This window comes from Pseudomonas sp. PS02290 (genome assembly GCF_029960075.1).
Classification (GTDB): Bacteria; Pseudomonadota; Gammaproteobacteria; order Pseudomonadales; family Pseudomonadaceae; genus Aquipseudomonas.
The window spans coordinates 91822-102562 of record NZ_JASCOY010000012.1; the positions used below are offsets into that span (position 1 = coordinate 91822).

Annotated in this window: 11 protein-coding genes; 2 read left to right on the plus strand and 9 right to left on the minus strand. The window is 60.7% G+C overall.

All coding sequences use genetic code 11. The features are described 5' to 3' along the window. Positions 1-27 precede the first annotated feature (27 nt). Complete coding sequence (locus QMX88_RS08855) at positions 28-657, plus strand: glutathione S-transferase family protein (protein WP_192173159.1); 630 nt, start codon at positions 28-30, stop codon at positions 655-657. A gap of 182 nt (positions 658-839) precedes the next feature. Here the strand turns inward: QMX88_RS08855 and creD are convergent, their stop codons facing one another. The 4 genes from creD to rloA2 form a co-directional block, all read right to left on the minus strand. Next, a complete protein-coding gene (creD, locus tag QMX88_RS08860; protein WP_282368317.1) occupies positions 840-2216 on the minus strand; it encodes a cell envelope integrity protein CreD in 1377 nt (458 codons plus the stop codon). Positions 2217-2357: 141 nt separating this feature from the next. After that, positions 2358-3788: a two-component system sensor histidine kinase CreC gene (gene creC / locus QMX88_RS08865; RefSeq protein ID WP_282368319.1), complete on the minus strand. Its 1431-nt coding sequence runs from the start codon at positions 3786-3788 to the stop codon at positions 2358-2360. Continuing rightward, positions 3788-4468 (minus strand): two-component system response regulator CreB, encoded by a 681-nt coding sequence (gene creB / locus QMX88_RS08870; protein ID WP_282368322.1) that lies wholly within the window; start codon positions 4466-4468, stop codon positions 3788-3790. Before creB ends, creC begins: the two co-directional genes overlap by 1 nt. Before the next feature lie 59 nt (positions 4469-4527). After that, on the minus strand, positions 4528-5028 hold the full coding sequence (gene rloA2 / locus QMX88_RS08875; RefSeq protein ID WP_282368324.1) for a retropepsin-like aspartic peptidase RloA2: 501 nt from the start codon (positions 5026-5028) through the stop codon (positions 4528-4530). A gap of 223 nt (positions 5029-5251) precedes the next feature. Here rloA2 and QMX88_RS08880 point away from each other — a divergent pair, with 223 nt between their 5' ends. After that, entirely contained in the window at positions 5252-6139 is an 888-nt protein-coding gene (locus tag QMX88_RS08880) for an acyltransferase (protein ID WP_282368326.1), read from the plus strand. A gap of 51 nt (positions 6140-6190) precedes the next feature. On the opposite strand, the gene QMX88_RS08885 is transcribed toward QMX88_RS08880, so the two are convergent. The 5 genes from QMX88_RS08885 to QMX88_RS08905 all read right to left on the minus strand — a co-directional run bounded on the left by QMX88_RS08885 (position 6191) and on the right by QMX88_RS08905 (position 10582). Beyond that, positions 6191-6754: a DUF2780 domain-containing protein gene (locus QMX88_RS08885; RefSeq protein WP_282368328.1), complete on the minus strand. Its 564-nt coding sequence runs from the start codon at positions 6752-6754 to the stop codon at positions 6191-6193. Between the two features lie 87 nt (positions 6755-6841). Then, the gene (locus QMX88_RS08890) at positions 6842-7309 is read right to left on the minus strand and encodes a DUF1190 domain-containing protein (protein ID WP_282368330.1); all 468 of its coding nucleotides are present in this window, start codon (positions 7307-7309) and stop codon (positions 6842-6844) included. A gap of 309 nt (positions 7310-7618) precedes the next feature. Next, positions 7619-8818: a formaldehyde dehydrogenase, glutathione-independent gene (gene fdhA, locus QMX88_RS08895; RefSeq protein ID WP_282368332.1), complete on the minus strand. Its 1200-nt coding sequence runs from the start codon at positions 8816-8818 to the stop codon at positions 7619-7621. A gap of 126 nt (positions 8819-8944) precedes the next feature. Beyond that, complete coding sequence (gene purU, locus QMX88_RS08900; protein WP_122536486.1) at positions 8945-9802, minus strand: formyltetrahydrofolate deformylase; 858 nt, start codon at positions 9800-9802, stop codon at positions 8945-8947. A 147-nt stretch (positions 9803-9949) separates the two neighbouring features. Further along, entirely contained in the window at positions 9950-10582 is a 633-nt protein-coding gene (locus QMX88_RS08905) for a sarcosine oxidase subunit gamma (RefSeq protein WP_282368335.1), read from the minus strand. Positions 10583-10741 lie beyond the last annotated feature (159 nt).

A 10741-nucleotide genomic window follows, 5' to 3' on the forward strand; every position in this document is an offset into this window, starting at 1 on the left:
AGGGCCAGGTCGATCAGAGGAATATCCATGTCTGCGCCCAGCATGACGCTGCATTACAACGCCGCTTCACCCTTCGCGCGCAAGGTGCTGATCCTGCTTCATGAAACCGGACAGGCAAGCCGGGTCAGTCTCAAAGCGGTTGCGCTCACCCCCGTCAGCCCCGACGCCGAAGTCTGCCGCGACAATCCGTGCGGGAAGATTCCGGCGCTGTGCCTGGCTGACGACAACGTGATCCATGACAGCCGGGTCATTCTCGAATACCTGGATCAACAGCACGTCGGCAACCCTCTCATTCCCAAAGAAGGCTCGGCGCGCTGGCGGCGATTGACGCTCGCGTCACTGGCCGATGCCCTCATGGACGCTGCGCTGCTCATCCGGTACGAGACCTTCCTGCGGCCCGAGGAGAAACACTGGGCGGAATGGCTCGACGCCCAGCAAGAGAAAATCGCTCGCACGCTGGCCTACTTCGAAGCCGAAGCCGTCACTGAACTGAGTACGCATTTCGACGTGGCGTCGATCAGCGTGGCCTGTGCGCTGGGCTATCTGGATTTCCGCCAGCCAAATCTGGGCTGGCGCAGCAGCTACCCGCGATTGGCGAACTGGTATTACGAAGTCAGTCAGCGGCCATCGATGCTGGAAACCCAGCCGCCCGCCTGATTGCTTTCAAATCAAAGGTATCAACGAGGTCGGATTCATTCGCGCGACGCGAATCGGTCCGCCTCGGTGAGGGCTGCGCCGTCGGACCGCGAAGGAATCGGCCTTCGTCGGTCCGCAGCCAGTTCGCTATCTCCACTGCAAGCCCGTGCCCGATCTGCTGGTCTTCGCGCAGTCCCACCCGACTACTCATGACTCGCCTCGACCACCAGCGCGGCAGGTTTTGCGGGACGTTGCGCCAGCGCATACCAGTCCAGCTTGCGCGTCAGCACCATGAACACGCCGAGCACTCCGAACAGTAGTAGAGCGCCCATCAGCAAGGCGTAGTCTTCGGCACCGAGCAGGCCGTAAAGCAATGCATACAGGATTCCCAGCGCCACGCCGAATGACAGTCCGTGACGAACGCTGCCCAGCACATGGCAGACGTAGAACCCGATCAGCGCCACACAGGCACTGGCCGATAACACGTACGCGAGCGTGAAGCCCAGGTGCTCCGACAGCGACAACAACAGCAGATAGAACAACGCCAGCGACGCACCGACCAGAGCGTATTGCACCGGGTGGACCGCCAGCCCTTTGAGCACTTCGAACAGCAGGAAGCCCGCGAAGGTGAGCGTGATGAAGAGCAGCGCATATTTGATCGAGCGATCACTCTTGAGGTACTGGTCGACCGGCGATATGAAGCTCACGCCGAAACTGCGACCGGCGAACTCGGTACACACTTCGCTGGATGAACAGCGGTTGAGAATTTCCTGCAGATTGGTTGCGAAGAAAGAAGTCTGCCAATTGGCGGTGAAGCCCTGCCCGGAAACGTCGCGACTGGCGGGCAGGTAGTTGCCAATGAAGCTCGGATGCGGCCAGTCAGCCGCCACCCGTACAACACTCGATTTGCCCACGGGCGTGATCTGCAACTGTCCAGTGCCCTGCAGACGAAGATCGAACGCGAAATTCAGGCGCTTCTGCTCGACGCCGGTTTCCAGCGGCAGCACGACGCTCACGCCCTCCCCCAACAGCGCCACGTCGGTACCTGGAACGAAGTCCAGTTGTTCGCCATTGAGATCAAGCTTCAGCGCACTTTCGATGCCACGAATATCTGTAATGCCGACAGCAAGAAAAGGGGCATCGAACCGGTAGTTCTCGAAATCATTGCCCAGGCCAAAGTGCTCGGGCAGCACGAACTGCCCACTCAGCGTGTTATCGGCGTGATAAAGGCGAGCCTCGTAAATGCCGCGCGAACGCACTTCGGTCTGGACCTTGCCATCCAGTTCAAAGCGTTCGGGAAGGAAGTACAAGCGGCCCTTTTCCTCAACCGTTTCCTGATAGCGCTCGCGCGACTCCGCGTTGAGCTTCCAGATCCGGGTCAACTTGCGATACGGCACGATCAATAGCGGCCCGCTGATGTGCTGGCTGTAACTGGAGCTGCGCGCGATGTCTTCGACCACTTCGTCGCGCCTGCTCTGTCGATCCTGGATAAGGCCATTGATCATCATCAACGGGATCATCAGCGCCAGTATCAACAGACCGATCATTCCCACCTTGTAAATCGACATGCCCTTGTTCATCGAACTCTCCCGGTTTTGATGGGGAGATTCTGAAAAGTCTGTGTGGAGCAGTCGTGGGGGAAGTGTGGAGATTGTGTGGAATGTTTCGGACGATGAAACCCTTGCCTCTCCAGGTCTACAACGTTAACGGACCGGCTTGTTTTATCGCAGCGTTACTCGCAGCTGCAACACCACCATCACCCCGCCTGCAACATTCCGTATCTGCATTTCCCCTCCATGCAACTGCATCACTTCTTCAACGAAGTTGAGCCCAAGGCCAGTGCTTTTGCGGCCACTGTCGGGCCTGGGCAAGGAATAGAAGCGCTCGCTCAGGCGAGGCAGTGCGTATTCGGGAATGGGGTCGGCGCTGTTGAAAAACAGCACGTTCACGCGCTCGCCCTCCCGCTCGGCGCTGAAGCGCAACGTGCCTCCGTCTGGCGTGAAGTCCAGCGCGTTGTCGAGCAAATTGGAGAACGCCTGGCGCAACAGAAAGCGCTCCCCAGTCACAAACACCTCAGCCGTAATCAGCCGTTCGACGATCAAACCCTTGCGCTCGATGCGCGCGGCCTGCGCCGCCAGCGTGTCCTCGACCAGCCCGGCAAGTGGCACCAGGACGCGCTCTTCCAGTCCCTGGCGTTGTTCGACCATGGCCAGATTCAGCAGCCGTTCGATCAACTGCTGGACGCGCGCGCTTTCGTTATCGATGTTGCTGACGAAGCGCTGCCGCTGATCGGCGGGCATGTCGCCCTGCAACAGCTCGGCAGCGCCGCGGATCGCAGCAAGGGGGCTTTTCAGTTCATGGGTGAGGGTGTGCACATAGCGCTCGACGTAGTCCTTGCCTTCCAGCTGTGTGCGCATGTGCTCGACGGCTGCAGACAACTGCGCCAGCTCGCCGCCTCGATACCGGGGCAGCTCGACGCGGCGCCCTTCGCTCACGGCCTGGGCGTATTCGGTCAATCGACGCAGCGCGCTGCTCACCCACCACGACAGCAACCCAGCGAACATCACCCCCAGAACGATCAGCCCCGCGCCGTAATACAGCAGACGCCGCTCTGTCCGGTCGACGTAAGGCTGCAGCGAGCTATTGGGTTTGGCCACGGTCACGACACCGATAATGCGGTCACCGTCGCGAATCGGCGCGCCAACGTGCATGACCGATGAGTTAGGGTCCTGAGGATCGCTGCGGGTCGAGCGCGCGCCATATTGGCCACGCAAGGTGAGAAACACATCATTCCAGCGTGAATAATCCTGCCCCACAGCCTCTCCGCTGGAGTCGAGCAACACAATGCCGTGGGCGTCGGTCACATACACGCGGTTATTGACCTGATTCTTTGGCATGCCCCAGATCTTCGCGTCCGGCTGTCGCAACCCATAGGCCGTGAGCACTTGCGGAAAGCGGCTCTGGCTCAAGGTGCCCGCTTTAACGTCGGCCTGCAGCACCTCGGCAAGAAGGTTTGCGGTGTCCACCAGCGTCTCTTCGGTAGATTGCCGAACGCCGGGGCGCACCTCTTTCATCACCGTGTTGAGGACGAAATACCCCGTCAGGCCAATGAACAGGGCATAGACCAGAAAAATCCGCAGGCCCAGCCGCATCAGCTGTGATCCGGGCTGTAGCTGTAGCCAAGCCCGCGATGGGTCTGAATCGGCTCGGCCTCGGCGACGATCGCCCGCAACTTGGCGCGGACGCTTTTGATGTGGCTGTCGATGCTGCGCTCGTAGCCGGCATCGCTGGCAACGCCGACCGCATCGAGTAACTGCTCTCGGCTAAACACCCGTCCTGGTTGCTCCAGCAGACAGCGCAACAGGCGAAACTCGTGCCGCGTCAGGCTCATGGGCTGGCCGCGATAGCTGATCAGCACGCGCTGGGCATCCACCGAAAAATGGCCGGTGGGGGGATTGGCGTCGACCAGAGGCGCGATTCGTTTGAGGATCGCCTTAACCCGTGCAGTGACTTCACGCGGGCTGAACGGCTTGACGACGTAGTCATCCGCGCCGATTTCCAGCCCCACCACGCGATCAATTTCACCATCACGGGCGCTCAGAAACATCACCGGCACCTCGGTAAACCGACGCAGTTGTTTGCAGGCTTCGAAGCCGCTGATATCGGGCAGGCCGATGTCGAGGATGATGAGGTCGGCGGGCGTCTCGCGTTGCAGGTCGACGGCCGCCTGTCCCAGCGTTAGCCACGCAGTGGTGAAACCCTCGCCCTGCAGGGCATAGATGAGGGTATCGGCAATGGCGGCTTCGTCTTCGACAATGAGAATGTGGGGCATGGCATCCGAGCACGTGGCGTAAAGCCGGAACGGTGCCGGATATCAGTCCCGCGCGTCAATCAGCAGTCAGGCTTGTCCGCCGTATACCGACGGGCCGGGTTAACCGCCGCGCCGAATTCGCGCAGGGCCTTGGCGCCAATCAGTAAGGGATAGTTGAAGTGGCTGCGGTCGACGAGGTTGACCTCAACGGTGCGCTTGACGTTGCCCAGGCACAGTTCGAGGTCCACGACCGGGCGCTTGGTCGGGTCAGCCGGTTCTTCTTCATCGTCGCCTTCGGAACGGCCCTTGATTCGGCTGATGCGCGAAACCTTGTGCTCGTACACTTTGCTGTCGGCGTCTTTGGTCGCCAGACGGAAGCGCACCCAGTCATCGCCATCGCGCTTGAACAGTTCGATGTCCTTGGCCGACAGCGATGCGGTCAACGCGCCGGTGTCCATTTTGGCTTTGAACGTCTCGCCGATCTCCGAGACCTGAATGTATTCGTAACGGCCGTACAGCGTCGGTTCGGCAGCCATGACAGGCAACGCCAGCAAAGACATAAGCGCCAGAAGGGATTTCACGTCACATTTTCCTCGTGATGGATGAGCGGTCGGGCGTGCCCGGTTTAGACCATAACTTTGCCGATGGTTCGCGCCCGGAACTGCAGCACCGGGCAGTCGCGGTGCAGGCAATGGGAAGCGTACCGAAAACGGCGTGAAACATTCGTCGGTGCCACCAGGGATTTTGCGCCAGGCGCCCGGCCTGCTTATCATTGCGCGCCACCCTGTCGACCGCGAGTGCCTTATGCGTCACCTGCTCACCGGAATTGCCGTCACGCTGCTGCTTCTGCTCAATACGCTGGTGCTGATCGGCCCGCTGATGGTCTTCGCGCTGCTCAAGTTGGTGTTCCAGAGCGAGATGCGCGACAACTGCTCGGCGGCAGTGATGTGGATCGCCGAGACCTGGTGTGAGATCAACAAGCTGATTTTCAAAATTTGCCTGCCAACCCAGTGGGAAATCCGCGGCGACGAAGGCCTGCGTGGCGACACGTCCTACCTGGTCATCGGCAACCACCAGTCCTGGGTCGACATCCCGGCGCTGGTACAGGCGCTGAATCGACGTACGCCGTTCTTCAAATTCTTCCTCAAGAAAGAGCTGATCTGGGTGCCGTTCCTGGGGCTGGCGTGGTGGGCGCTCGATTACCCGTTCATGAAGCGCTACACGAAAGCGTTTCTGGCCAGGCATCCCGAGCTCAAGGGTAAGGATCTGGAAATCACCCGGGAGGCGTGCGAACTGTTCAAACGTCAGCCGGTGACGGTGGTGAATTACCTGGAGGGGACGCGCTTTACCCCAGCCAAGAAAGCCGAGCAGGCTTCGCCCTATCGTTACTTGCTCAAGCCCAAGGCGGGCGGCGTCGCATTTGTGCTGGCGGCGATGGGTGAGCAACTGGACGCGGTGCTCGATGTGACGGTCGTTTATCCGAGTGCGCGCATTCCGGGGTTCTGGGACTTGATTTCAGGACGGGTGCCGCGGGTGATCGTCGACATCCAGACCCGCGAACTCGACCCGGCGCTGTGGCAGGGCGATTACGAGAACGACCCGGTGTTCCGCGTGTATGTGCAGGACTGGGTCAACCGGCTGTGGGAAGAGAAGGATGCGCGAATTGCCGAGTTACGCGGCCTGATTTCCTAGCACCACTTCTTGGCAACAAGCGCCCCTTTTGCAGGGGCGCGGCAACTCAATTTACTTGGCGCCCCAGACGCCACTCAACGCCTGCAACGCCGAACCGCCAGCGCCTTGCTGACCGAGGTATTGCAGAATCACCGGGACGAACTGGCTGACCATGCTGCTGTTCATGCCCAGCGCGCTGAACGCCTTGTTCACGTCGCCCATGCTCTGCACGTTGCCCAGTGCGCTATCCAGAGCAGAGTTGCTGCTCCCGGAATTACCCAACAGTCCGCCCAGACCACTCAGGCTACCAAGGGCTGATGTGCCGGCCAGCTGGTCGAGGCCTGGCACTGATTTGCTCAGTTGCGAATAGTCGTTGCCGGCGAGCTTGTTTTTGGCCAGCCCCAACAAGGCTCCAGTCCCGCCAACCGCTTGCTCCGGTGTGACGTTCAACTGGGTGCCCAGCGTGTTCAACAGCCCGGCTGCTTCAGGCGCGGCGGTTGCCTTTTGCTGGCCGCCGGTGGCATTGGAAACAGCATTGGCCGCGTCATTCAGATTGAAAGCGAAGACCGGCGTCGCTGCCAGCGCCATCAGGCTCGCCAGCGCAGCACCGCGTACGTTTTTCAGTGAAACTTTCATCGCAACAACCTCGTTTTCCGGGAGACCGGCCATGGCCGGGTAAACACGCGTTGGACCGCCCCTCGAAGGGAAGTTCCACGCAGGGTCTCAGGGTTCGCTCACATAAAACAGGCGCTGCGGCTCGAAGGTCCGCGCCAGCCGTTGATTCGCAGCCTTCGAACCCGCCTGAAGGACTCGGTGGCGAATGAATGCCTTATCGAAATGCTCGCCGTTGTTAAGCTTCTCCCGCAGGCTGATCAAGCGCGTGCCGCCCTGATGATCGGCGCCGCGATAGAGCGGCTCACTGAAGAGGCGCACCTGGGAGTCGGGGCTACCCCCGGTGGATGTCAGCTGAACCTGGGTGATGATCGCGAAACCGGACAGCCAGGGCGACCAGAGCCGGGAAACGTCGGCCGCGAAACACTCACCCGGGGTGAAGTCCGCCTCGCAGTCCGCCAGCTCACGGTAGGTCGGCGCCACTCGCACATGCTGTCGGTAAGCAGCGCGGTATCCTGCCTCGCAGACCGGCGGGTCGACCCCGGCCCAGATGCAGGCATTCGGATTTTCAAAGAACATTTCCGAGGAAGCCCAGCCCGACGAAAAGGGCTCCAGGTGAGCGCTTGCCAACGTCGCCGGCAGCCAGAGCAGCGGCATTGCGACGAGGAAATGAATCGATGTTCTAACCCACCTGACAACCATGCATGACCCGCCACCTGAAAAACCGGCCGGACAAATAGCACGGAGAAAAGGCAGCTGAAACAAGCAGGAACGCAATTCAAGCGCTCCTCAACCATTTTCAGAAACGCCCTACAAATGTCGGGTTAGAACCCTACGTCGGACATAAAAAAAGCGACCCGAAGGTCGCCTTTTGTGAGCGTCAGAGGATCACGCGGCGCTGAACAGTTTGTGCGGATCGATGACGAATTTCTTCGGCACACCGGCATCGAACTCGCCATAACCGCGCGGGGCATCGTCGAGGCTGATGACTTCCACGCCCACCACATCGGCGATGTTGATGCGGTCCCACATGATGGCCTGCATCAGTTGACGGTTGTACTTCATGACCGGTGTCTGGCCGGTGTGGAAGCTGTGGGATTTCGCCCAGCCCAGGCCGAAACGAATGCTCAGCGCGCCCACCTTGGCGGCAGCGTCCACGGCGCCCGGGTCTTCCGTTACGTAAAGGCCGGGAATGCCGATCTTGCCAGCGACGCGAACCACGCCCATCAGTGAGTTGAGTACGGTGGCCGGTGCCTCGGCCTTGGCGCCCGTATGGCCATGACCGCGCGCTTCAAAGCCCACAGCGTCGACGGCGCAGTCCACTTCGGGCTCACCCAGCAGATCGGCGATTTGCTCGTGCAGCGGGGCGTCTTTGGACAGGTCGGCGATCTCAAAACCCTGCGCCTTGGCGTGCGCCAGACGCACCGGGTTGACGTCACCGACGATCACAACTGCAGCGCCCAGCAAGCGGGCCGAGGCAGCAGCGGCAAGCCCCACGGGACCGGCGCCGGCGATGTACACCGAGCTGCCCGGGCCAACGCCGGCAGTCACTGCGCCGTGGTAGCCGGTCGGCAGGATGTCGGAAAGGCAGGTCAGGTCGCGGATCTTCGACATCGCCTTGTCGCGATCGGGAAGCTTGAGCAGGTTGAAGTCGGCGTAGGGCACGAGCACGTATTCGGCCTGCCCGCCGGTCCAGTCGCCCATGTCGACGTAACCGTAGGCACCGCCGGCACGGGCCGGGTTAACGGTCAGGCAGACGCCGGTGTGTTGTTCTTTGCAGGAGCGGCAACGGCCGCAGGCGACGTTGAACGGCACGGACACCAGATCGCCGATCTTGAGATTCTCGACGTCGCTGCCCTTCTCGATCACTTCACCGGTGATTTCGTGACCCAGTACGAGGCCAACCTGGGCCGTCGTTCGGCCACGCACCATGTGTTGATCGGAACCACAAATGTTGGTGGAAACCACGCGCAAGATCACCCCGTGCTCGATCTTCTTGCCGCGCGGGTCCTGCATCTTGGGATAGTCGATTTTCTGTACTTCGACCTTGCCTGCGCCGAGATACACCACACCACGATTACCAGACATGCCATCACCTCTTTATTTATTGTTGGATAGAGAGTGGATCGGGTTTCGAGCGGCAAGCTACAAGCCGCAAGAAGTGTGAACACCGCCTTTTCTTGCGGCTTGAAGCTTGAAGCTTGCAGCTACCACCTACAGCACCACCGTCCTGTTGGCGTTGAGAAACACCCGGCGCTCAATGTGGTAACCCACTGCGCGTGCCAGGGTCAGGCCTTCGATGTCGCGGCCCTTGGCGATCAGGTCTTCAGGGTAGTGACTGTGGTCGACCACTTCGACGCCCTGGGCGATGATCGGCCCTTCGTCGAGGTCGTTGTTAATGTAATGCGCCGTCGCGCCGACCAGTTTCACACCCTTGTTGTAAGCCTGGTGATAGGGCTTGGCGCCCTTGAAGCCTGGCAGCAGCGAGTGATGAATATTGATCGCCTTGCCATCGAGCTTGCGGCACAGCTCCGGCGACAGCACCTGCATGTAGCGGGCAAGCACCACCAGTTCGGCGCCGGTGTCTTCGATCACCTTCATCACCCGCGCTTCCTGGGCCGGTTTGTCGTTGGGATCGAGAGGGAAGTGGTAGTAGGGGATGTCGTGCCAGCGCGCCAATGGTTCGAGGTCCGGGTGATTGGAGACGACAGCAACCACGTCCATGGACAGCTGATTGATGCGCTGGCGGTAGAGCAGATCGTTCAGGCAGTGGTCGGCTTTGGAGACCATGATCACCACTTTCGGGCGGTAATTCGGGGCCGTGAGCTCGAAGATCATGCCGAAGGATTCGCCGCGCTCGGCCAGGCCGGCACGGAAAGACGACTCGTCAAATCCCTCCGGCTGGCGGAACTCGACGCGAATAAAGAAGCGGCTGGACAGCCGGTCATCGAACGAATGGTGCTCGGTGACGTAGCAGCCCTGCTCAAAGAGGTAACGCGTCACCGCGTCCACCGTGCCCAGCACGCTGGGACAGTCGGCGGTCAGAATCCAGGTATCGGGGGCGCGGCTCATAGATATTCCTTGATCGTTCCCACGCTCTGCGTGGGAATGCGGTTCAGGACGCTCCGCGTCCATAGTCGAGTGACGCGGAGCATCACAGGCGGCGTTCCCACGCTGAGCGTGGGAACGATCAGCACAGGTCGTGTCGTCAATCCGGAATCAGGCAGCGACGCCCAAACCATACTCCGAGCTCGCGTCCTGCAGCCACAGCCACCAGTAATCGGCAAAGCTGCGGCGGATGACCAGTTCCCAGGTCTCTTCACCGGTACGGCGGATCACCAGCTGCGATTTGGCGAACACCGTGCCGATGGCCTTCCCCACCGGGAAATTATTCGGGTGCACGTCATAGCTGGTGGACTTCATCAGCACTTCGCGCACCTTCGGACCGGTCAGCTCCAGCAGCGATTGCCCGCCGCTGACGTTGACGATAGCGATGTGCAGACCAGCGAGCGCTTCGCGCAGCTTCTGCTCGGCGGCGAATTCTTCACCGGTCGGGACGATCAACAGCCACTCATCCGGGCCCAGCCACTGGATCGAGCTATCGCCGCTGGAGACCAGCGCCAGCGCGCCCGGCAGTTCCATGCCCAGCGCCTTGTGCACGCCGGCCGCGAACGCCGGGTCGTGGCCATCGCCACGGATGGTCAGGTGGCCAAGCAGTTTTTTCTCCCGCAGCACGACGCCCGGATTGCTGCGGCCCTTGCCAATCAGGCTCTGAAGGTCAGCATGAAACAGTGGCGACTCGGCTTTGGCCTCGGTCGCTGGCCGCTGTTGGTAAACGTTGGCTGTGGTCATAGAGCACCTGTGTTGAATTCTGTTGTTTCAGTGAACACGTTCCCGTAGGAGTGAGCTTGCTCGCGATCGCGGTGTATCAGTCACCAGATGTGAGCCTGATCTCACGCCAGCGCGAGCAAGCTCACTCCCACAGGGATGTAAGCAAGCCAAGACTTACTC